This window comes from Ruegeria sp. AI3, assembly GCF_056541245.1.
Genome location: NZ_JBQFYA010000005.1, coordinates 115983 through 139202 on the forward strand (window position 1 = coordinate 115983; position 23220 = coordinate 139202).

Annotated in this window: 17 protein-coding genes; 11 read left to right on the plus strand and 6 right to left on the minus strand. The window is 58.2% G+C overall.

Translation table 11 applies throughout. The features are described from left to right. Positions 1-41: 41 nt before the first annotated feature. From ACRZ95_RS09940 to ACRZ95_RS09950, 3 genes are all read right to left on the minus strand, one after another. Positions 42-3479: a pyruvate carboxylase gene (locus ACRZ95_RS09940; RefSeq protein ID WP_170678408.1), complete on the minus strand. Its 3438-nt coding sequence runs from the start codon at positions 3477-3479 to the stop codon at positions 42-44. Between the two features lie 146 nt (positions 3480-3625). Continuing rightward, a complete protein-coding gene (locus ACRZ95_RS09945) occupies positions 3626-4762 on the minus strand; it encodes an alpha-hydroxy acid oxidase (protein ID WP_170678410.1) in 1137 nt (378 codons plus the stop codon). A 39-nt stretch (positions 4763-4801) separates the two neighbouring features. After that, a complete protein-coding gene (locus tag ACRZ95_RS09950; RefSeq protein WP_170678412.1) occupies positions 4802-6580 on the minus strand; it encodes a sensor domain-containing diguanylate cyclase in 1779 nt (592 codons plus the stop codon). Positions 6581-6760: 180 nt separating this feature from the next. Between ACRZ95_RS09950 and ACRZ95_RS09955 the strand changes: the two genes are divergently transcribed. After that, a complete protein-coding gene (locus tag ACRZ95_RS09955) occupies positions 6761-9157 on the plus strand; it encodes a UvrD-helicase domain-containing protein (protein ID WP_170678413.1) in 2397 nt (798 codons plus the stop codon). A gap of 3 nt (positions 9158-9160) precedes the next feature. Here ACRZ95_RS09955 and ACRZ95_RS09960 read toward each other — a convergent pair whose 3' ends face one another. Then, the gene (locus ACRZ95_RS09960; RefSeq protein WP_170643049.1) at positions 9161-9451 is read right to left on the minus strand and encodes a DUF1330 domain-containing protein; all 291 of its coding nucleotides are present in this window, start codon (positions 9449-9451) and stop codon (positions 9161-9163) included. Positions 9452-9825: 374 nt separating this feature from the next. Beyond that, complete coding sequence (locus tag ACRZ95_RS09965) at positions 9826-10173, minus strand: DUF1127 domain-containing protein (protein ID WP_480554898.1); 348 nt, start codon at positions 10171-10173, stop codon at positions 9826-9828. A gap of 780 nt (positions 10174-10953) precedes the next feature. Between ACRZ95_RS09965 and mraZ the strand changes: the two genes are divergently transcribed. The 9 genes from mraZ to ACRZ95_RS10010 all read left to right on the plus strand — a co-directional run bounded on the left by mraZ (position 10954) and on the right by ACRZ95_RS10010 (position 20645). Continuing rightward, positions 10954-11457 (plus strand): division/cell wall cluster transcriptional repressor MraZ, encoded by a 504-nt coding sequence (gene mraZ, locus ACRZ95_RS09970; RefSeq protein ID WP_170460901.1) that lies wholly within the window; start codon positions 10954-10956, stop codon positions 11455-11457. Between the two features lie 4 nt (positions 11458-11461). Further along, the gene (gene rsmH / locus ACRZ95_RS09975; protein ID WP_170678606.1) at positions 11462-12454 is read left to right on the plus strand and encodes a 16S rRNA (cytosine(1402)-N(4))-methyltransferase RsmH; all 993 of its coding nucleotides are present in this window, start codon (positions 11462-11464) and stop codon (positions 12452-12454) included. Next, entirely contained in the window at positions 12451-12819 is a 369-nt protein-coding gene (ftsL, locus tag ACRZ95_RS09980; RefSeq protein ID WP_170468027.1) for a cell division protein FtsL, read from the plus strand. Before rsmH ends, ftsL begins: the two co-directional genes overlap by 4 nt. Beyond that, a complete protein-coding gene (locus tag ACRZ95_RS09985; protein WP_170678415.1) occupies positions 12816-14603 on the plus strand; it encodes a peptidoglycan D,D-transpeptidase FtsI family protein in 1788 nt (595 codons plus the stop codon). The genes ftsL and ACRZ95_RS09985 overlap by 4 nt, the downstream gene beginning before the upstream one ends. A gap of 22 nt (positions 14604-14625) precedes the next feature. After that, positions 14626-16107, plus strand: a complete 1482-nt coding sequence (locus ACRZ95_RS09990; RefSeq protein WP_170678417.1) for a UDP-N-acetylmuramoyl-L-alanyl-D-glutamate--2,6-diaminopimelate ligase — start codon at positions 14626-14628, stop codon at positions 16105-16107. Then, on the plus strand, positions 16104-17498 hold the full coding sequence (locus ACRZ95_RS09995) for a UDP-N-acetylmuramoyl-tripeptide--D-alanyl-D-alanine ligase (protein ID WP_170678419.1): 1395 nt from the start codon (positions 16104-16106) through the stop codon (positions 17496-17498). The genes ACRZ95_RS09990 and ACRZ95_RS09995 overlap by 4 nt, the downstream gene beginning before the upstream one ends. Positions 17499-17533: 35 nt before the next feature. Beyond that, positions 17534-18616, plus strand: a complete 1083-nt coding sequence (mraY, locus tag ACRZ95_RS10000) for a phospho-N-acetylmuramoyl-pentapeptide-transferase (RefSeq protein WP_170678421.1) — start codon at positions 17534-17536, stop codon at positions 18614-18616. A gap of 148 nt (positions 18617-18764) precedes the next feature. Further along, positions 18765-20165: a UDP-N-acetylmuramoyl-L-alanine--D-glutamate ligase gene (murD, locus tag ACRZ95_RS10005; RefSeq protein ID WP_170678423.1), complete on the plus strand. Its 1401-nt coding sequence runs from the start codon at positions 18765-18767 to the stop codon at positions 20163-20165. A gap of 105 nt (positions 20166-20270) precedes the next feature. Then, positions 20271-20645: a glycine zipper family protein gene (locus tag ACRZ95_RS10010; protein WP_170702515.1), complete on the plus strand. Its 375-nt coding sequence runs from the start codon at positions 20271-20273 to the stop codon at positions 20643-20645. A gap of 23 nt (positions 20646-20668) precedes the next feature. Here the strand turns inward: ACRZ95_RS10010 and ACRZ95_RS10015 are convergent, their stop codons facing one another. Then, the gene (locus ACRZ95_RS10015; protein ID WP_170678425.1) at positions 20669-21847 is read right to left on the minus strand and encodes a BaiN/RdsA family NAD(P)/FAD-dependent oxidoreductase; all 1179 of its coding nucleotides are present in this window, start codon (positions 21845-21847) and stop codon (positions 20669-20671) included. A gap of 249 nt (positions 21848-22096) precedes the next feature. Between ACRZ95_RS10015 and ACRZ95_RS10020 the strand changes: the two genes are divergently transcribed. Then, positions 22097-23170 (plus strand): Hint domain-containing protein, encoded by a 1074-nt coding sequence (locus ACRZ95_RS10020; protein ID WP_170678427.1) that lies wholly within the window; start codon positions 22097-22099, stop codon positions 23168-23170. Positions 23171-23220: the final 50 nt, after the last annotated feature.

Here is a 23220-nt window from a genome sequence, read left to right on the forward strand (position 1 = left end):
GGTTCCCCGAGCGGCCCTTGTGCTTTCGAAAACTAGACTGGTTATTCCAGTTCGACCAGCAGGTCCTTTGCGTCAATTTGGCCGCCGGGCTGTACATGGACGGTAGCGACCACCGCGTCGCGTTCGGCGTGGATGCCGGTTTCCATCTTCATCGCCTCGATTGTCAGCAGGAGATCGCCTTCCTTGACTTCTTGGCCAGCGGTGACCGCAACAGTAGCCACAACACCCGGCATCGGCGCGCCGATGTGGTTGATATTTCCGACTTCGGCCTTCGGGCGGGCCTGCGTGGTGGCTGTCACAAGACGGTTGGGCACTCGAATGACGCGGGGCTGGCCGTTGAGTTCGAAGAACACTTTGACCTCGCCTTTCTCGTCGGTCTCACCGATCGCCTGACAGCGGATTTCCAGCGTCTTGCCCGGATCGATCTCAGCCGTAATCTCTTCGCCCGGCTCCATGCCGTAGAAGAAGGTACGGGTCGGCAGGGTGCGCACCGGACCATAGGTGCGGTGACGACCCATGTAGTCAAGGAACACCTTCGGATACATCAGGTAGCCGTTCAGATCCTCGTCATCGACCTCTTTGCCATCCAGCTGCTTAGAGAGGTCGGCGCGGGTGGCCTCGAGATCGACGGCGGGTACGTTCTTGCCCGGACGCTCGGTATTGGGGGCCTCATCCTTGAGAACCTTTTGCAGGATCGCAGGCGGGAAGCCACCGGGAGGCTGGCCCAGATTGCCGCGCATCATGTCCACGACCGAGTCGGGGAAGGCCACATCGGTTGCAGGGCTTTCCACTTCCTCTCGTGTCAGGCCCTGGCTGACCATCATCAGCGCCATGTCACCGACAACCTTGGACGACGGCGTCACCTTCACGATGTCACCGAACATCTGGTTCACGTCAGCATAGGTTTGCGCGACCTCGTGCCAGCGCTCTTCAAGCCCCAGAGAGCGCGCTTGAGCCTTGAGGTTGGTGAACTGGCCGCCGGGCATCTCGTGCAGATACACCTCGGAGGCCGGGGCCTGCAGGCTGGATTCAAAGGCCGCGTACTGGCCACGTACGGCCTCGAAGTAATCGCTGATCTCTCGGATCGACTTGATGTCGAGGCCAGTGTCCCGCTCGGTATGGCGCAGCGCTTCAACCACGGTGCCCAGCGTCGCCTGAGACGTGTTGCCTGAGAAGCTGTCCATCGCGCAATCCACCGCGTCGACGCCGGCCTCAGACGCCGCCAGAATGGTGGCGCTGGCGATGCCTGCGGTGTCATGTGTGTGGAAGTGGATCGGCAGGCCGACCTCTTCCTTCAGCGCGCGGATCAGGATCTTGGCCGAGGCCGGTTTCAGAAGACCTGCCATGTCTTTCAAGCCCAGAATATGCGCCCCTGCATCGCGCAGCTCTTTCGCCATGCCGACATAGTATTTCAGATCGTATTTCGAGCGATCCGGGTCCAGAATATCGCCAGTATAGCAAACGGTGCCTTCGCAGATCTTGCCGCTTTCAACGACTGCATCCATCGCAACGCGCATGTTTTCAACCCAGTTGAGCGAGTCGAACACGCGGAACACGTCGATCCCTTGCGAGGCCTGGCGCACAAACTCCTGCACCACATTGTCAGGGTAGTTGGTATAGCCGACACCGTTTGCGCCGCGCAGCAGCATCTGGGTCATCAGGTTCGGCATCCCCTCGCGCAGGTCACGCAGGCGTTGCCACGGGCATTCCTGCAAGAAGCGATAGGCCACGTCGAATGTCGCGCCACCCCAGCATTCCACTGAGAACAGCTGCGGCAGGTTCGCGGCATAGCTGGGCGCGACCTTGATCATATCGATCGAGCGCATCCGTGTCGCCAGCAACGACTGGTGACCGTCCCGCATGGTGGTGTCGGTGATCAGTAGCTGACGCTGGGCCTTCATCCAGTCGGCCACGGCCTGCGGGCCCTTTTGCTCCAGCAGGTTGCGGGTCCCCATCTGGGGTTCGGCTTTCTGAGCTGGGGCTTTCGCCTCTTTCAGGTCGGCGCGCGGCTCAGGGCGATCCTTGGTTTCGGGGTGACCGTTGACGGTGATGTCCGCGATATAGGTCAGAACCTTGGTGCCCCGGTCACGGCGCTTTTTGAAGGCGAACAGGTCCGGTGTCTCGTCGATGAATTTGGTGGTGTATTCATTCGACAGGAAGGTTGGGTGCTTCAGCAGGTTTTCCACAAATGCGATGTTGGTAGAGACGCCGCGCACGCGGAATTCACGCAGGGCACGGTCCATCCGGGCGATCGCCTTTTCGGGCGTCGGCGCCCAAGCAGTGACCTTGGTCAGCAGCGAGTCGTAGTAGCGCGTGATCACGCCGCCCGCATAGGCGGTGCCGCCGTCCAGACGGATGCCCATGCCAGTTGCCGAGCGATAGGCGGTGATGCGGCCATAGTCCGGGATGAAGTTGTTCAGCGGGTCTTCGGTGGTCACACGGGTCTGCAGCGCGTGGCCGTTCAGGCGGATCTCATCTTGGTTGGTTTTGCCAGTGGCCTCGGCCAGTGTCTTGCCCTCGGCGATCAGTATCTGAGCCTGAACGATGTCGATGCCAGTGACCTCTTCGGTGACGGTGTGTTCCACTTGAACGCGAGGGTTCACTTCAATGAAGTAGAACTTGCCGGTATTCATATCCATCAGGAATTCGACGGTGCCAGCGCATTCATAGTTCACATGGGCGCAGATGCGGCGGCCCAGTTCGCAAATCTCGGCGCGTTGTTCTTCGGTCAGATAGGGGGCAGGGGCGCGTTCAACCACCTTCTGGTTCCGGCGTTGGACCGAGCAGTCACGCTCATAGAGGTGATAGATCTCACCGTGCTTATCGCCGAGGATCTGAACCTCGACGTGACGGGCGCGGGTGATCATCTTTTCCAGATAGCCTTCGCCATTGCCAAATGCGGCCTCGGCCTCGCGGCGGCCTTCCAGAACTTTCTCTTCCAGCTCATCCTCGGACAGGATTGGGCGCATGCCGCGCCCACCGCCACCCCAGCTGGCCTTCAGCATCAATGGGTAGCCGATCTCGGCCGCCTCTTTCTTGATCGCGGCCATATCATCACCCAGAACCTCTGTGGCAGGGATAACCGGCACGTCGGCGGCAATCGCCACCTTGCGGGCGCTAGCCTTGTCGCCCAGGGCACGCATGGTTTCGGCCTTGGGGCCGATGAAGGTGATGCCGTTTTGAACACAGGCATCCACGAAGTCCGGGTTCTCGGACAACAGGCCGTAGCCGGGATGGATCGCGTCCGCACCCGATTCCTTGGCAACGCGGATGATCTCGTCAATCGACAGATATGCCGCGACAGGGCCAAGACCTTCGCCAATGCGATAGGCTTCGTCCGCCTTGAAGCGGTGCAGGCCTAACTTGTCTTCTTCGGCAAAGACCGCAACGGTGCGTTTACCCATCTCGTTGGCTGCGCGCATCACGCGAATGGCAATCTCGCCGCGATTGGCGATCAGGATCTTCTTGAAATCGGTCATTTTGGGTCCCGGTCTTGGTGTTTCGGCCGTGTTCATAGGCGGAGAATACGCGCAGGTGTATCAGTGGTTCTGGGTATAACCGGCATGTTAACGCTCGCAAACGGCCATTGTTCGCGCGTTTCTTGTAGCGTTGCTGCGCCGCAGCATCAATCTTCGTGATGAATCGTCTTGATTTGGGTCAGGTCGGCAAGGCCCATCTGTCCCATATTTGCGAGCATATCCTGCCGTAAGAGATCAATCACATGAGCTGGTCCTTTGGCGCCAAGTGCCGCCAGGCCATACAAAAAGGCCCGTCCAAGCATGACGAAATCGGCCCCCTTGGACAAAGCGCGAAGGATGTCCAACCCACCTTCGATGCCGCTGTCGAAGATCAGAGGCAGGCTGGTGACCCTGCGAATCCCCGGTAGAACTTCGATGCTGGCGGGGGCACCGTCAAATTGACGGCCTCCGTGGTTCGAGACCCAAAGCGCGTCCACCCCGGCTTGTTCAAGCATTTCGGCATCGTCGGGGCGCATGATTCCCTTGATTACGAAGGGCCCATCCCACTGATCGCGCAACCGTTTGACGTAATCCATGTCCGGTGACGTGCGCAGCAAGTATCCGACATGGGCCGTGAGCGGCATCGATTTTGTGTTGTCGATGTACTTGTCCAACGTGCGCATTTTGGGCATGCCCTGTCGCAGCATCCCAAACGCCCAAGCGGGGCGCCGCGCTACTTGGGCCAGCAATCTTGGCGTCAGCCTTGGCGGATGGGTCAGCCCTGAGCGTGTCTGACGCTCTCTGCGGGAGGCGACAGGAACATCGGCGGTAAGAACCAGCGTTTTAAACCCAGCATGTCGGGCGCGGGCCAGAAAATCTGCCCGAATCTCGGGATCCCTAGGCGGGTAAAGCTGGAACCACGCGTTTTCACCCAGATGAGGGGCCAGATCCTCCGGGGATTGGCTGGCCACCGTTGACAATGTGTAGGGCAGAGAGGCCTGCGCAGCCGCACGCGCCAATATGCCTTCTGCGTCCGGCCAGATCAGACCCGACATGCCGATCGGCGCGATTCCGAAAGGAAGTGGGCAGTCCTGCCCCAGAAAACGCGTGCTGGTATCGTATTCCAGTTCACCTTTTAGAATCGAGGGGCGCAGCCTCACCGCATCCAGCGCTGCTCGATTTCTAAGTAGGGCTGTTTCAGTACCGGTCCCGCTTTCGGTATATTCCCAAACAAAATGCGGCAGCCTCCGTCGGGCGCGGCGTTTCAGGTCGGCAATGCCGGGATAGGTGCTGTGCAGGTCCATGAGGTTTGATCCGACCTGCACTGCGATTCGGCAAGGGGATCACGCCGCATCAGGCCTCCCGTTGAGTGATTTTGGCCCCGGACGTTCAGCGGCCGAATCGGTATGACCACTTGCAACGCGCACCTGATTTCGGCCGTTGTCCTTGGCTGAATAGAGGGCGTCATCAGCCGCTCGCATCAGGTCTTGCGGCATTGTCCCATGTGCAGGGTAATGCGCTACTCCGACCGAGATCGTGATCCGAGGCAGGGACTTGTCACCATATCTGACCGATACGGCCTCGACCGCTTGGCGCAGGGTTTCAGCCCGTGTCACCGCATCATCTGGCGTGTTGTCGGGGAGAACCAGCATGAACTCCTCGCCACCGATGCGGCAGGCGATCTCATCGCGGTCGCACCCTTGTTCCAAGGCGGCGCCCACGGCGCGCAGAACCATATCACCCGCGTCATGCCCATGTGTGTCGTTGAATTTCTTGAAATGATCCACGTCCACTGCGATCAGGCTGAGCGGTGCTCCGGTTTGCTGGCTACGGCTGATTCCCCGGCGGAGGCTGTCGGTCATGTGGCGTCGGTTGAACAACCCTGTCAGTGGATCTCGCACTGACTGGTCATGCAACTGATCGCGCATCCGCACATTGGCAATCGCCATGCTTATCTGTTCCGCGCAGAGCTGCGCCAGTTTCTTGCTGGCGTGAAAGGCCTCGCACTTTCCTTCATGCGCGCGCAGGTGCAACAGACCGACCGTTTCGCCATGCGCGAGTATCGGAAAGCAGAAATAGGCCCGACCGTCATGGGGCTCGGCATGCTCGCAGACGAAATCAATCTCGGAGGCACCGAATTCATAGGTCCGCCCACGGCGCAGGCCCCAACAACCCTCGGGGTGGATATGCGTCTTGTGGGTGCCACCGTTCCAACTGGCGCATCCGTCCAGAACATCGCGCGAGTTGGAATAGACATAAACACTGCCCTCAGCCTCGGGCAGGATATGCGTCATGAATCGTGAGACCATGTCAAACAGCTCATCCAGAGAGCGGCTGGATTGCAGCCATTCATTCAACTCGCCCAGCAGGCGGACTTCGCGCGCGAGGCGCAGTTGGTCATCCATCAACTCTCGTTCTTTCTGCGCACGAACGCGAAGTACGCCCAACTGCCTGCGATTGTTGCGATGCACAATCAGAATTACGGCGGACAAAGCCAGTAGGACCACCGCACTGATCGCGATCAGCGACATTCGAACCCGATCAATGAACAGATTTCTCACATCCGTGATGTCGGAATAGAACTCAATCGCGCCGAGGAATTTTCCACTCTGAATCACAGGCGTATATATTTCGGCCACGTGGCGGGTGTTGCTGTCCAGATTCTCCAACTGGTCGGCGTTCAGCGAGTCCACCTCGGCGATGGGCTTTTCCTCATGCTTGTAGAACAGGTTGCCCATGGCAACTACGTCCGTGAAATAAGGTTTGGTATTCACCGAGCCGACATCGCCGTCCCGCGTAGACCAGAAAACCTCACCCGAGGAATCGAACAGTTTGAAGCGGTAGATATCTGAGGTTTCAGGCAGCAAGCTTAGAAAAGCCTCATCATGTTGGCTGAGGATATGCCGTTCAAAGCTGGTCTTGACGTCAAAAAGCTGACTTTCCACTTTCCTTTCAAGGCGTACGGCGTGATGCCGCAGATCCGATTCCAGCATGCGGTCCACAAGCGGGGCAGGCAGCGTATATATCCCCCAACCGGCCAAAACCGTCAGAGCGATCAGCACTGCCGTGCTGACAAAGACCTTCAGCTTGCCCATAAGGCGTGCTTTTGCTGTCTGTTCCATACCCGCGTTCTCCCACAAAGTGCAGAGCAGCATCGGCAACAGGTTTTGACAGAGTGTTAACTTCGTTGCATGTGCGGGTGCGAAAATGATTAAGATTTGTAAGACCCAGAAGGAAAATTCGTGCGAACAAGCCGTGAACAAACCCTTTTCCTTTTGGCCCATCCAGCGTAGTTTGCTGATATGAGCAGTTTTGACGAAATGGACGCCTTTGAGGGCGCATCGCTATCCCAAAAAGCAATGGCAGCGGGTAAGCGGTATGAATTGGGCTATCTCAATTCTGAGCAGCGCAAGGCCGCTGAGATGGTTAGTGGACCTGTTCTTATTTTGGCCGGTGCGGGTACCGGAAAAACTAGGACGCTGATGGCCCGTGTGACGTATCTGATACGAAACCATCTGGCGCGACCAAACGAAGTCTTGGCGGTAACGTTCACTAATAAAGCTGCTAGAGACATGAAAAAACGAATGGCGGATGATCCGTATAAACTTCAGCATCCCATTCCATGGATGGGAACGTTCCATTCAATATGCGCACAGTTGCTTCGACGCCACGCGGAACTTGTAGGGCTGAAATCAAATTTCACAATTCTTGATAGTGACGACCAACTTCGTTTGCTCAAGCAACTCATTCAGGCTGCCAACATAGACGAAAAACGTTGGCCGCCCCGCCTTTTGGCAGGGCATATCGACGAATGGAAAAATCGCGCATTGCTGCCTGAAAGTGTTCCTTCGGCGGATGCCGAGGCCTTTAACAAAAGGGGTATTGAACTCTACGCCCAATATCAGACCCGTTTGCGTGAACTTAATGCAGTGGATTTTGGGGATCTTCTGCTGCATATGATCCATATTCTTAGGACACATCGGGACCTGCAGCGACAATATCAGCGTTGGTTCAAATACATCGTGGTGGACGAGTATCAGGATACTAATGTCGCTCAATATCTTTGGCTTCGTTTACTGACCAATGACGATCGAAACATTTGTGTTGTTGGTGACGACGATCAGTCAATCTACGGATGGCGTGGGGCTGAAGTCGACAATATTTTGCGATTCGAGAAGGATTTCCCCGGCACGCATGTAGTTCGATTGGAGCAGAACTACCGCTCCACCCCGCATATTCTGGCGGCTGCGTCGAATGTGATCCGCGGCAACGAAAGCCGTTTGGGCAAAGAGCTTTGGACCGATGCCGAAGACGGTGAAAAAGTTCGACTGATCGGCCATTGGGATGGTGAGGAAGAGGCGCGCTGGATCGGGGAAGAGATCGACGCGATGCAGGGCGGCACGCGTGGTGTGCGCCCGATGAACCTCGACCAGATCGCCATACTGGTTCGCGCCTCACACCAGATGCGCGCGTTTGAGGATCGGTTTCTGACGATTGGTCTGCCTTACAAGGTGATTGGCGGCCCTCGTTTTTATGAGCGGATGGAGATTCGCGATGCCATGGCCTATTTCCGGCTGGTGGTCAGCCCTGAGGACGATCTGGCGTTCGAGCGGATCGTGAACACTCCCAAACGCGGCCTTGGTGACAAGGCGCAGCAGACGATTCAGGTTGTTGCGCGCCAAAACGGGGTATCTCTGGTCGAAGGGGCGCGGATTGCGGTTGAGAACCAGTTGATCAAGGGCAAGGGCGGTAAGGCTCTGCGCGAGTTGATCGACGGATTGGCGCGGTGGAATGGACTGACGCGAGGGCCTCGGATCGAGGTCGATGACGACTCGGTTATTGACGACGGGGTGTCGCCCATTCGCTATGGTGCGCCGGAGCACACGCATATCGAGCTGGCGCAGATCATCTTGGACGAATCTGGCTATACCGGGCATTGGCAAAACGACAAGACGCCCGAAGCGCCGGGCCGGTTGGAGAACCTCAAGGAACTGGTGAATCAGCTAGACAATTTTGAGAACCTGCAAGGGTTTTTGGAGCATGTCAGCCTGGTTATGGACAATGAACAAGAGGGCGATGGAGCGAAGGTTTCGATCATGACCTTGCACGCGGCAAAGGGGTTGGAGTTTCCCGCCGTGTTCCTGCCCGGGTGGGAGGACGGTTTGTTCCCTTCGCAACGCTCCATGGACGAATCGGGCCTCAAGGGCCTCGAGGAAGAACGCCGTCTCGCATATGTGGGCATTACCCGCGCTGAGGAGGTTTGCACGATTTCTTTCGCGGCCAATCGGCGGGTGTTCGGGCAATGGCAGAACGCGATGCCGTCGCGGTTTATCGACGAATTGCCCGAGGATCATGTGGAGGTTCTGACGCCTCCGGGGCTGTATGGCGGTGGGCAACCAGCTGCGACGATCGAAACCCGCGCGGCTGAGGCGAATGTCTATAACTCTCCGGGCTGGAAGCGGATGCAGGCACGGCAGGGCCAGTATGGGATGTCCCAGCCGAAAGAAAGCCGGAATACCGTGATTGACGCCACTGCGATTGCCAGTTTCACCTTGGGTGAGCGGGTGTTTCACCAGAAATTTGGCTACGGCGCGGTTACCGGCATCGAAGGTGATAAGGTCGAGGTCGATTTCTACAAAGCAGGCGTGAAAAAGGTCGTTTCCCGTTTCCTGACCGCGAAGGACGACGTTCCGTTCTGACCGCTAGAGACCTTCGACCAGCACCAGATTGGCCGTCGCTGTCTTGCGTCTGATCTTGGCCAACTCGATATAGTCCGGGTCGTCTTTCCACGCCCGGGCCGCGGCCATGTCCGGAAACTCCATCAGCACGATGCCTTCTTCGGCCCAACTGCCTTCGACGATCTCAACGGGTTTTGAAGAAATGGTCAGCAGGCGCCCACCGTGCCGGTCAAAGATGGGCATGAAGCCTTCAAGATATTTCTGATACCCGTCCGGGTCATGAATGGAAATCTGAGCGATGAAATAGGCGGCCATGACGCACTCCTGAATAATCGTAACTGCGCCGATCTTATTCCGTTTGCCCAAAAAGCAAAAACGGCGGTTTCCCAGGGAGGAGGAAGGGATACCGCCGTTCTTTTCTACATCAGGGCAGGGAGGAGGAGAGCCCCGATGTATCCGAACCCGGGTTTGAGCCCGGTATGAGGAAGACGCGGCGACGTCAGGGAGGAGGAAGACGTCACCGCGCGCTTTCAACACCGGGCAGGGAGGAGGAGAGCCCGGTGTGTCTTGGTCCGGCGTTGCGAGGCCGGTATTTGGTGCGGCGACGTCAGGGAGGAGGAGAGACGCCGCCGCTGATTACAGACCCTAAAGGGAGGAGGAAGGGTCTGATCTCGTGTATTCCTGTGCGCTTAGCGCGCTGTGAAGTCGTTTGCCGCCTGACTGGCCAGGCCGCGGATCATTGCACGGCTCAGGCCGAGATCGGCCAGCTCGCGGTTCGACAGCGCGGACAGCTCACTTACCGTCTGGCGGTACAGGCGGTAGCGGGCAAAACGTGTCTTTGCGGCCTCGATCATGGTGGTGATACCGCCAAATTGAGTGCCTTTAAGTGCCGGTGTGTTTGTTGCCATTGCCATCTTGTTATTCCGTTCATTCTTGTCTTGCTGACCGGTGCCAGCGTTTGCTTGAGGATGAAAATAAGTGAATGCTGCGATTGCACAATAGCTCGCAACGTCAATGCTGCTATGCAGCAAATGCATGGATATCAGAGCCTTGTCAGTCTCGGTTTGAAATCACCCATGATTTTTTGGGGTTTGCGGGACCTTGAGCGCTAAGTCTTGGTCGAGCAAAGTTTCCGTCTCACCATTCGACTTGCCCGGAGTTTGAGCGCAGCTGCGAAAGTTTGTGCGTTTGATGGACGTTTTGTTTCAACTCGATCACGGGAAAGCGATCTTGGATCGTGGCTTGGGAATTCGTGGGAGTAGATCAAAGCGGCCACATTCCACGCTGTTTCCTTCTGTGTGATTCTTTGTTTTTTGCGTTGCTGATGGGTCTCAGTCGGCAAAATTTCCAAGAATTTGAAATTTTTTTGGGAAATCATGGGTGATCGCGGGAGGTTCTTGAGGTTACCATATATAGCTATCGATTGACTTTGGGTGTCGATATGAGGTGTGTTGGTTCTAAAATTGGCTCAAAATTCGCCTTGTTTTCATAGCTCGTACTAGATGGTGCCCAAAAATTCCTATTGATTTCCATGAATTCCCATGTCATCCCTAATGCATCCGATGAGGACGAGGCAGCAGGGGCAGCAAACGACCCCAACCAAAAATAATCAGGTTTCATACAGGCATCTCGCTTTCATCACTCAAGAGATCCGGCGCGCGGGCGAGCAGACATCCCCCCAGGTGGCGCGTGCAGCTGGACATCCCGCAAAGCGGGCCAATGCGGCGGGTTGATCAGTGGCAGCAGATCAACCCGCCGTTTTTCATCCGGGGGGAACGTGAAATTCAAGTGGGGCGCAAGCGAAAGGGACAGTCGTCTTGGCGCGCAGGTTTAGAGGTGAAAGCCACCATAAGGTGGACACGAAGGGCAGGGTCTCGATCCCGGCCTCTTTTCGCCGTGTGCTTGAATCGTCTGACCCCAATTGGCAGCCCGGTGACAATCCTGAGCTTGTGATTGTCTATGGTGACCACCGCCGCAAATACCTTGAATGCTATACCATGCAGGCGATTGATGAGGTCGACGACAAGATCGACGCTCTGCCGCGTGGCTCGATGGAGCGTAAGATGCTTCAACGCATGTTCCATGGTCAGTCCTTTCCCACCAATGTGGATGAAACCGGACGTCTGGTTTTGCCGGCCAAGCTGCGCAACAAAATCGACCTAGAGAATGAGGCGTTCTTCATAGCAGCCGGTGACACCTTCCAGATCTGGAAGCCTGAGACCTATGAGGTCGAGGAGCTGGCCAAAGCCGAGGAATGGATGGACGATCTGCCGGATGATTTCGACCCGATGGTCTATCTCGATGGCGTTGGGGACGCGTAACGGCATGTCCGGCGCGGTCTCCTCATCTTCTAAGCCACATATTCCCGTCCTGCTGCGCCCTTTGCTGGCGGCGGTGTCTCCGGTGGAGGGCACTTGGCTGGACGGCACCTTCGGCGCAGGCGGCTATACTAGGGGTTTGCTTGAGGCCGGGGCTGAGAAAGTGATCGGCGTGGATCGCGATCCTCTTGCGTTTGAGATGGCCGCAGACTGGGCGGGTGACTATGGCGACCGACTAGTAATGCAGCCCGGAGTGTTCTCGCGCTTGGATGAGTATGCCCAGGATCTCGACGGTGTAGTGCTGGACCTTGGGGTTTCGTCCATGCAGCTGGATCTGGCCGAGCGCGGCTTTTCTTTCATGAAAGACGGCCCGCTCGACATGCGTATGAGCCAGGAGGGTGAAAGCGCCGCCGATCTGGTCAACACCGCGACTGAGGCGCAATTGGCTGACATCCTGTTCCACTACGGTGAGGAGCGTGCGAGTCGGCGTATCGCCAAGGCGATTGTCAAAGCGCGCGCCGAGGACCCCATCACTTCGACCTTGCGACTGGCCGAGATTATCGAATCCTGCTTGCCGCGCCCCAAGCCGGGACAATCGCACCCGGCGACGCGCAGTTTTCAGGGCCTGCGGATTGCAGTGAACGCCGAATATGATGAGTTGTTTAAAGGTCTTATGGCCGCCGAGCGGGCTTTGAAGCCCGGCGGGCAACTGGCCGTTGTGACCTTTCATTCCATCGAAGACCGCATGGTTAAACGGTTCTTCCAGTCTCGGGCTGGTAAGACTGGGCGGGCCAACCGCTATGCGCCCGAGATGGAACAGGAACTGCCGCAATTTACGCTCAAAACACGCAAGGCCGTCGGGCCGGACGAGCAGGAATTGCAGGAAAACCCGCGTGCGCGCTCGGCCAAGCTGCGTGTTGCGATCCGTACTGAGGCTCAGGCGGGGGAAATTGAGGCCCGCGCCATTGGTATGCCACAACTTGGGGGAAGGGCAAGATGAAGAGTATTCTGTATGTGTTGACCGCTCTGTCCGTGTTCGGATTGGCTCTGTGGGCTTATCAGGAGAACTACCGGACCCAGCAAGTTGTAAAGGAAATGCAGGCGCTGCAGGGTGAGATCGGCTTGGCGCAGGTTAAGCTGGCGGTTCTCAATGCCGAATGGGCCTATCTGAACCGCCCCGATCGTTTGCGTGAACTGGCTGATTTGAATTTCGAACGCATGGGCCTGCTGCCTTTACGGGCTGAGCAATTCGGACGTGCAGACCAGATCGCCTATGCCGAGGACCCCGACCTGCCGGTTGTCGACCCGATCGAGCTGCAGGCGATCACCGACATTCAGGCTTTGGGCGAGGTGCAGATTCCATGACCCGTACTCCCCTCCGCCCTCTGGCACGCGTTCTGGATGCCCGCGCGAAGGGCGAAAACCCAAAGGCCATTGAGCGCGAGAACATCCGCCAACGTCATGAAAAGATGAAAGACCGCGCCCGTGCTCGTGCCGAGGGGCGCCTTTTGGTTTTGGGTCTGTTTTTCTTCTGCGCTTTCTCGGTTGTGGGTGTCCGTATGGGAATGCTGGCGACGTCCGAGGCGCAAGAGCCGCTGGCCAGCGCGCCCGGTGCTTCGATTGCAATGCAGCGCGCCAATATCGTTGATCGCGAAGGCCGCATTCTGGCGACCAATCTGGATACCTACTCAGTCTACGCCCAACCGCCTTTGATGATTGATCCGATTGCGGCAGCCGATCAGCTGGTCGCGATTTTCCCGGATCTCGACAAAGAGCGTCTGGTCAAGGACTTCACCGGTAAACGCAAGTTCCTGTGGATCAAGAAACGCATCTCGCCCGAGCAGAAACAGGCGGTGCATGACATCGGCGATCCGGGCATCCTGTTCGGTCCGCGCGAAATGCGCCTATACCCGAATGGCAAGCTGGCGGCACATATTCTTGGCGGGTCAGGTTTTGGCCGCGAAGGCGTTAGTGCTGCTGAAGTGATCGGTGTTGCCGGGGTCGAGAAGAAGTTTGACGACTACCTGCGAGACCCGGCCAACGGCAGCAAGCCGTTGCAACTGTCGCTGGACCTGACCATTCAGGCAGCGGTCGAGCAGGTGTTGTATGGCGGGATGAAGATCATGAACGCCAAGGGGGCCTCGGCGGTTCTGATGAATGCACATACGGGTGAGGTGATCTCGGCCGCGTCTCTGCCTTCGTTTGACCCCAATGACCGTCCGCGCCCGCCAACCTCGGGCTTTGATCCGTCCGACAGCCCTCTGTTCAATCGTTATGTGCAGGGTGTCTATGAGCTTGGGTCGGTCTTCAAAATCTTTACCGCCGCACAGGCTGTGCAACTAGGATTGGTGAATTCGGACACCATCATCGACACTTCGGGCCCAATGAAGATCGGTCGATTCCCAATTGGCGAGTTCAACGGCAAGAACTATGGCAAGATCAGCGTGGCAGATGTGATCGTTCACAGTTCTAACCGGGGCACCGGGCGTCTGGCCTTGCAGATTGGTTCAAAACGCCAGCAGAGCTTTCTGGAAACGCTGGGAATGTTCGAACCCACCCCGTTCGAGATCGTCGAAGCGGCAGGCGGTGCGCCCCTCAAGCCCAAGAAATGGGGTGAGTTGAGCACGGTCACCATCTCTTACGGCCACGGTCTGTCGACCAGCCCGATGCATCTGGCGGCAGGGTATGCGGCGATTGCCAATGGCGGGCACTATGTCAGCCCAACGATCCTGCGCCGCAATGGTCCTCAATACGGGCCACGTGTGATGTCGGAAAACACCGCGCGTCAGGCGCAGAAGATGCTGCGCAAAGTGGTGACCGACGGCACGGCCAGTTTTGCCGAGGTCAATGGTTATGATGTGGCGGGCAAGACCGGTACCGCCGATAAGCCCAAACCGCGTGGTGGGTATTATGATGACAAGGTGATCGCGACCTTCGCGACCATCTTCCCGGCCTACGACCCGAAATACGTGCTTATCGTCACATTGGATGAACCCTCCATTCTGGCTTATGGAGAAAAGCGCCGGACTGCGGGCTGGACAGCGGTGCCCGTGGCGGCTGAGTTGATCGGCCGCGTCGCGCCCTTGTTGGGCCTGCGACCCCGGCTTGAGCCTGAGGCGAGCGCTGCTATAACCCTGACCTCGAATTAGGGTGCCAAAGAACAGGTGGGTCATGGGCGCAAGAACAAAGAAACTCAGCCAACTGGCCCTGACAGCACGCGGAGGCGCGAATCCCGACATCACCGGGCTGGCCGTCGATAGCCGAGAGGTCAAAGACGGTTTCCTTTTCGCAGCCCTTCCAGGTACGCGCGTCCATGGGGGTGAGTTTATCCAATTCGCTCTGCGCATGGGCGCTGCTGCTATTCTGACCGACGCTGAAGGCGCGCAGATCGCCGAGGCCGAACTGGCCGCATCCAACGCTGCCTTGGTGGTGGTTGAAGACCCGCGACAGGCATTGGCCGGGTCCGCTGCACTTTGGTTCGGTGCGCAACCGCAGACGATTGTTGCGGTCACCGGAACCAATGGCAAAACCTCGGTCGCCACATTCGTCCGCCAGATCTGGTCCGAGCTTGGTCACGCCGCCGTCAACCTAGGCACCACGGGGGTCGAAGGCGCATGGACGGCCCCGCTGGCCCATACAACGCCCGAACCGATCATTTTGCATCGCTGTCTGTCCGAGGCCGCCGAGAATGGCGTCACCCATGCAGCGATGGAGGCGTCCTCGCACGGGCTGGAACAGCGCCGCCTTGACGGAGTGCATCTGGCCGCTGCTGGTTTCTCGAACTTCACGCAGGATCATCTGGACTATCACGAGACCTTCGAGGCCTATTTTGCAGCCAAAATGGGTTTGTTCGACCGGGTTCTGCCGCAGGACGGCACGGCGGTTGTCAACCTGAGTGACCCGAAGGGTGCGCAGGTGCGCAAGATTGCCGAAGCACGGGGGCAGACAGTGCTGACCGTTGGGCTGGGTGAGGCCGACCTGTGCTTGATGAACCAACGGTTTGACTCGACCGGGCAGGATTTGCGGTTCTCGTGGCAGGGAAAGACCTTCCAGACGCGCCTGAACCTGATCGGAGGGTTCCAGGCTGAAAACATCTTGCTGGCTTGCGGACTGGTCATCGCGGCAGGCGACGACCCTGAGCGGGTGTTCGAGACCCTGCTGCATCTGACAACGGTCCGGGGCCGCATGCAGCTAGCCGCAACGCGTGACAATGGCGCTGCGGTGTTTGTGGACTATGCCCACACGCCGGATGCGGTTGCCACGGCTTTGAAAGCGTTGCGCCCGCATGTGATGGGCCGTCTGATCGCTATTGTTGGCGCGGGCGGAGATCGCGACGCAACCAAGCGCCCGCTGATGGGAAAGGCCGCCGCCAACCACGCGGATATCGTTTTTGTCACTGACGACAACCCGCGCAGCGAAGACCCGGCCACTATCCGCGCCGCCGTGATGGATGGTGCGCCAGAGGCGACCGAAGTGGGCGATCGCGCCGAGGCTATTCTGCGAGGTATTGACGCTTTGCAACCGGGCGATGCGCTGCTGATTGCAGGCAAAGGGCACGAAACCGGCCAGATCGTAGGTGATCAGGTGCTACCCTTTGATGATGTGGAACAAGCGAGCATTTCCGTGGCCGCTCTGGACGGGAGGGTCGCATGACGCTCTGGACTGCGGCAGAGGCCGCCTCCGCGACCGGTGGACGCGCCACCAGTGATTGGACTGTGGATGGCGTGTCGATTGATACGCGGACTTTGCAGCCGGGCGACCTGTTTGTCGCGTTGAAGGCCGCGCGCGACGGCCATGATTTTGTAGCTCAGGCGCTGGAGAAGGGCGCTGGAGCAGCTTTGGTGTCTTACGTCCCTGAAGGGGTGTCCGAAGATGCGCCTTTGCTGATTGTCGACGACGTGCAATCCGGGCTGGAAGCACTCGGACAGGCCGCTCGTGCCCGGACCGAGGCGCGTGTGGTGGGCGTGACAGGGAGTGTTGGCAAGACCTCAACCAAGGAAATGCTGGCCACCATTCTGGAAACGCAGGGCAAAACCCATGCCAGTGTCGCCAGCTATAACAATCACTGGGGTGTTCCACTGACGCTCGCGCGGATGCCGCAAGACACTGAATTCGCAGTGATTGAGATTGGGATGAACCATCCGGGCGAGATAGCTCCGCTGGCCCGTCAGGCGCGCCCGCATGTGGGTTTGGTGACGACGGTGGCGGCAGTTCACCTAGAAGCGTTCGAGTCCGTTGCCGGAATCGCCCACGAGAAAGCGGCGATCTTTGAAGGGCTGGAGCCCGGTGGCGCAGCCATCGTGAACGCTGATATCGAACATGCGGGTATATTGCGCCAGACAGCACATGGCCTTGGCGCTGGAATCGTTGAGTTCGGTCGGCAGGCTGCAAATTACAAGCTGACCAACGTGACGGCTGGACCAGACTCCGTTCACGCACGGGCTGAGGTTGGTGACACCCTGTTTAACTTCGACGTCCAATCGGCAGGCACTCATTTTGCGCTGAATGCGCTGGGCGCGTTGGCCGCTTGTGTTGAGATGGGTGTCGGCTTGGATCAGGCAATAGACGGCCTGCGTCAATGGTCGCCAGTCAAGGGGCGCGGGGTTCGGGAGACTCTGCCGCTGGCGATTGGCGGTCAGATCGAATTATTGGACGACAGTTACAATGCCAACCCGACCTCGATGGAGGCTGCGCTGGACGTCTTGGCCGCCTCGAACGGAACGCGCCGTATTGCCTTTTTGGGCGACATGAAGGAACTGGGCGCGCAAGAGGACGCGATGCATGCAGGCATGGCCGAGGTCAGCGCGATGGCGCAGGTAGATCAGGTTCACTGCATTGGTCCGTTGATGAAAGCGCTGCACGAGGCTTTGCCGGATACAAAGAGGGGCCTGTGGTTTGAAACTAGCGCCGAGATGGCGGGACACCTGCCGGAATTGATTGAAAGTGGCGATACCGTGCTGGCGAAAGGCTCGCTCAGCATGGCGTTAGCCCGGATTGTTGACGGTCTACGGAAAATGGGGCAAGGGGGCGCGCTTGACGGGTAACGCGCCCGTGCGCCTCGTGTGAGAAAGGTACTGTAATGCTGTATTGGTTGACCGCCCTGTCGGACGGAGGGGATTTCTGGAACCTCTTCCGCTATATCACGTTCCGCGCGGGTGGGGCCTTTTTGACGGCGCTGATCTTTGGGTTTTTGTTTGGCAAGCCTCTGATCAACGTACTGCGCCGCAGGCAGGGCAAAGGCCAACCGATCCGTGATGACGGTCCCGAGGGCCATTTTTCCAAGGCCGGAACGCCGACCATGGGGGGCTTGCTGATCGTAGGCGCGCTGGTCACGTCAACGCTGCTCTGGGCGCGCTGGGATAATCCCTACGTCTGGATGGTGCTGTTTGTGACGTTGGCTTATGCGGCCATCGGGTTCGCCGATGATTATGCGAAGGTATCCAAGCAGAACACCAAAGGCGTATCGGGCAAAATGCGCTTGGCACTGGGAATCATCATCGCCGTATTGGCGGCCTTTTGGGCGTCTTTGCATCATCCGGAGGCTTTGCAGAACCAGCTGGCGGTGCCGATCTTCAAGGATACTCTGGTTAATCTAGGGATCCTCTACATCCCGTTTGCCATTATCGTGATTGTCGGCTCTGCCAATGCCGTGAACTTGACCGATGGTCTGGACGGTTTGGCGATCATGCCCGCGATGATTGCCGCCACAACGCTGGGGATTATCGCTTATGCGGTGGGTCGTGTCGACTTCACCGAGTATCTGGATGTGCACTACGTGCCCGGAACGGGCGAGATTCTGATCTTCACCTCGGCCCTGTTTGGCGGCGGCCTTGGGTTCCTGTGGTATAACGCACCGCCTGCGGCTGTGTTCATGGGCGATACCGGGTCACTCGCCTTGGGCGGTGCGCTGGGCGCGATTGCCGTGGCGACCAAGCACGAGTTGGTGCTGGCAGTGGTTGGCGGCCTCTTTGTGGTCGAGGCGCTGAGTGTGATTATTCAGGTTCTCTATTTCAAACGCACTGGCAAGCGCGTGTTCCTGATGGCTCCGATCCATCATCACTATGAGAAGAAAGGCTGGGCGGAACCTACCATCGTGATCCGGTTCTGGATCATTTCGCTGATCCTCGCGATGATCGGTTTGGCGACACTGAAAGTCCGGTAGCCCTCCCGCCAGGTTCAGAGGGCCTGCGGCCCTCTTGCCACCTGTTGGGCAAGGCTCGCGCTGGCGCGCGAGCCTGAAAGCGCCCTTGCCATCGGGTTTTTCTTCGGTGCAGTGTGGCGCGCATTCAAGTTGAAAAGAAGAGGGCGGCATGATCCCGGTCAAAGGTTTCTCAGGGCAAAAGGTCGCCGTTTTGGGCCTTGGTCGGTCGGGTTTGGCGACGGCGCGCGCGTTGCGTGCCGGTGGGGCCGAGGCGATCTGTTGGGACGACAATCCGGCTGCGCGCGAGACTGCTGAAGGGGAGGGGTTTCAATGCCTCGATCTGCGGCGCCACGGGGCGTTTGATGATATCGCCACGCTGATCGTCTCACCCGGTATTCCGCATCTTTACCCTCAACCGAACCCGATTGTCGCAGCCGCGTTGGAGGCCGGGGTACCAGTGGACAACGATATCGGCCTGTTCTTTATATCCTTTGCCGGGTCTGAGTGGAACAACTACGACATGCCGCCGCGCGTGATCGCGGTGACCGGGTCGAACGGCAAATCGACCACGGCGGCCCTGATCCATCACATCCTAACTGAAACTGGGCGTGAGGCGCAGTTGGCGGGCAATATCGGGCGCGGCGTGTTGGATATCGACCCCGGCGGCGATGGATCGGTCGTCGTGCTGGAGCTATCGAGCTATCAGACCGAGCTGGCCCGCGCATTGACGCCTGATGTAGCTGTTTTCACGAACCTGTCGCCGGACCATCTGGATCGCCACGGTGGAATGGGTGGGTATTTCGCCGCCAAGAGACGCCTCTTTGCCGAGGGTGGGCCAGACCGTGCCGTGATTGGCATTGATGAAGCCGAAGGCGCATTCCTGGCCGGACAATTGGCCGAGGGTCCGGCGGATGATCGGGTGATCCGCATCTCGGTTGAGCGCAAACTGACCGGTCCGGGATGGCAGGTCTTTGCCCGCAAAGGCTTCCTTTCGGAGTATCGCAAAGGGCGGCAGACCGGCTCGATTGATCTGCGCGGTATCAAGGGGTTGCCGGGCGCGCATAATCACCAGAACGCCTGTGCCGCCTATGCCGCTTGCCGGTCTCTGGGTCTGGCGCCGCGCGTGATCGAGGATGCCTTGCACAGCTATCCGGGCCTGCCGCATCGCAGTCAGATCATCGCCGAAGCGGGTGGGGTGACCTTTGTGAACGACTCCAAGGCAACGAATGTGGACAGTGCCGTGAAAGCTCTGAGTGCGTTCAAGAAAATCCGCTGGATTTGCGGTGGGTTGGAGAAAGAAGGCGGTATCGACTCCCTGAACGGTGCCTCGGATCAGGTGATCAAGGCCTATGTGATCGGGCGCGAGGCGGCGGGTTTCGCCATGCAGCTAAAGATCGAGGCGCAGGTCTGTACCACAATGGCCGCTGCCGTTGAGCAGGCCATAGCCGACAGCGAGGCAGGGGAGACCGTCTTGCTGGCCCCAGCAGCCGCCAGTTTTGACCAATATGACAATTTTGAGCAGCGCGGGGATGACTTCGCAGCGCAGGTTCAAAAGTGCCTAAACGCCTAGCCCGTTTGCAATTCCTTGCCGATTGGGCGACAGTTTGCGGGTATCGGCTTGAAGCCGTTTAAGGATTTGCTTTTCTGCTCGGAAATTCAAAAAGAGGTCATGAATATGCCTAACCCGAAATCCCTTCTGATCGTCCCGGCTCTGCTGCTGGCTGGGGCTTGCACGAATACAGGCGCAAACTACGTGCCCGTTATTGATGGCCCGGTTGGCCCCAACTACCAGTCGGACCTGCTGCAATGTCAGCAACTGGCGGCGTCTCAGGCAGCGGTCGATGGATCGACCGCGGGTAACGCGGCGATTGGTGCGGCCGGTGCTGCGGCGACCACTGCCATCATTCAGGACAGCAGCGACAATCTGGGTCGCGCTGCTGCGGCGGGGGCTCTGATCGGGGCCGGAGCTGACGTGATCGCGAAGAACCAGAATAAGGAAGTCATCGTGCGCAACTGCATGCGCGGACGCGGCTATAACGTCGTCGGCTGAGGCCGCGCAGTTAGTCGTGTCGGCTAACGCGCGGAAATGGCCTTTCCGGCGGCGTGGCCCGAGGACCACGCCCACTGGAAGTTATAGCCGCCAAGCCAACCGGTGACATCTACAGCTTCACCAATCGCATAGAGGCCGGGGACATCCCTGGCCTCCATCGTTTTTGACGACAGGTCATCTGTGTTAATTCCGCCCAGAGTGACTTCGGCGGTGCGATACCCTTCGGTCCCTGAGGGGGTCAGCTGCCATTCTGACAATGCCGAGATCAGATCGTTCAGCGCGGCGTCGGACTGATCGGCAAGGTTGCCCTTCATCGGGATATGCTGGGCGAGGTGATCCACCAACCGCGATGGCAAGTGCCGGGCGAGTTCGGTGGTCAGCGCCTTGCGCCCTCCGGTCTGTCGCTGATCGCGCAAAAGATCGAACAAAGGCAGGTCCGGGATCAGATTGACGCGGATCGCTTCTCCCTCATGCCAATATGACGAGAGTTGCAACACCGACGGCCCACTGAGGCCGCGATGGGTGAACAGAAGTGCTTCGTCAAAACTCGTGCGGTCGTTGGATAGGCGTACGGGCAGAGAGACGCCTGACAGCTCCTTGAACCTCCCGTCCGAGAAGGTTAACGGAACCAGCGCAGCGCGAGTATTCGTGACGCGTAGATTGAATTGCTGCGCGATGTCATAGGCCAGACCTGTCGCACCCATTTTGGGGATCGATTTGCCGCCGGTTGCCAGCACAAGATTGCGGCCGGTCAGGCTGTGCCGCGCACCTTCGCGGTCGACCTCAAGCGCGAATCCGGCTTCGGTCTTGCGCAGCGCTTTGACATCGGTCCGTAGCCATAAGTCAACCCCGGCCCGGGTCATCTCATCCAGCAGCATCTGCACGATTTGCTTCGAGGTGTCGTCGCAGAACAACTGCCCCAGCGTTTTCTCATGCCATGCGATGCCGTGACGCCCGACTAGATCGATGAAATCCCATTGCGTATAGCGCGCCAACGCGGATTTGCAGAAATGCGGGTTATGCGACTGGAAATTGGCAGGCCCCGCATACATATTGGTGAAGTTGCAGCGCCCGCCGCCCGAGATGCGGATCTTCTCGCCGGGGGCTTTTGCGTGATCGATCACCAGAACCCGCCCGCCGCAATGCGCCGCGCACATCATACCGGCAGCACCGGCCCCGAGGATGATCGTGTCATAGGTCATGCGCTGCGAATGGCGCGGATTGGCCCGGATGGCAAGCGCTGGTAAGACACCCGCTCAAAAACAGAGCGTGTCCAAAGGCCAGCTTCTATCAGGCGAAAGGCACAGTTTCCGCAGCCGAGAGCGCCTGAACAGCAACAGATTAATGTATTTTGAACCGTTGTGAGGCCTACCACCTGTTACCTTTGCCTGAGTGACGATAAAAAAGTGCCAAGTTCCGAGCTGTTTCCCGTTTTGCGGAGTGTATTCACTATGCCGACCAATGTTTTCGGTGCGTTCCGAACCGATACAGATCTGTCTGCGAATGACGTTACCTTCGATCCAACAGGCGTTGTCTTCGAGATTTCGGCCTACAGCCAGATCACTATCGAGGATGGGGCCGACGCTACAATCATCGATGGTGATGACCAGAACAACGAGTTTCCAAACGATCCAACGCAGACCTTCGATGGCAATGTGATCTTCTGGGACTTCACTATCGAAGTCACTGACGGCACCAATACGTACCAGATCGGTATCTTCGACTACGACATCGACGGCAATGGAAACTCGAACGTTATCAACGCGGAATCCGGGTTCTTCATTGGGTTTCTTGATGGCTCTGTTCCACCGCTGAACACGCCTCTGACCGTCAACGGGGTTATCGACAACGGCCCCGATATTGATGTTGATACGGTTGTGCCGTGTTTCGTTTCGGGCACGTTGATCGAAACACCTGATGGCCCACGATTGATTGACGATCTGAACCCAGGTGATTTGGTTCTCACTCAGGATAATGGTGCTCAACCGATCCGTTGGATCGGCACGCAGGACCTCGACAAAATAGATCTGACGCTGAAACCCAAGCTAAGGCCAATCCATATCGCGCAGGGTGCTTTGGGACAGGGCGTTCCTGCGCGTGATCTGTGTGTCTCGCCACAACACCGCATGCTGGTCAAGTCAGCCATTGCTGAGCGCATGTTCGCCAAAGATGAGGTCTTTGTCCCGGCCTGCAAACTGCTCGATCTGCCTGGCGTTTCAGTGCAGACGGGAGGCGCGACGGTTACGTATATCCACCTTCTCCTTGACCACCACGAGGTCATCTTTGCCGAGGGCGCGCCGACGGAAAGCCTGTTCACGGGGCCCGAAGCGCTTAGGGCGATTGGAAAGGATGCGGTCAAAGAATTGCGGCAAATTTTTCCGCAGTTGTTTTTAGACACCCACAAGCCGGAACCCGCGCGACTGGTCCCGAGGAGGGGGAGGCAAATGCGCAATCTGGTGCAGCGTCACGTGAAAAACGGTAAGCCAGTGGTTCAAGGAAAGGCTAAGGCTAGCAGGGGCGGATGACATCTCGTTAAGGCGCGGTTTTTCGTTTGCACGGCTCATTTCCCTAGCCC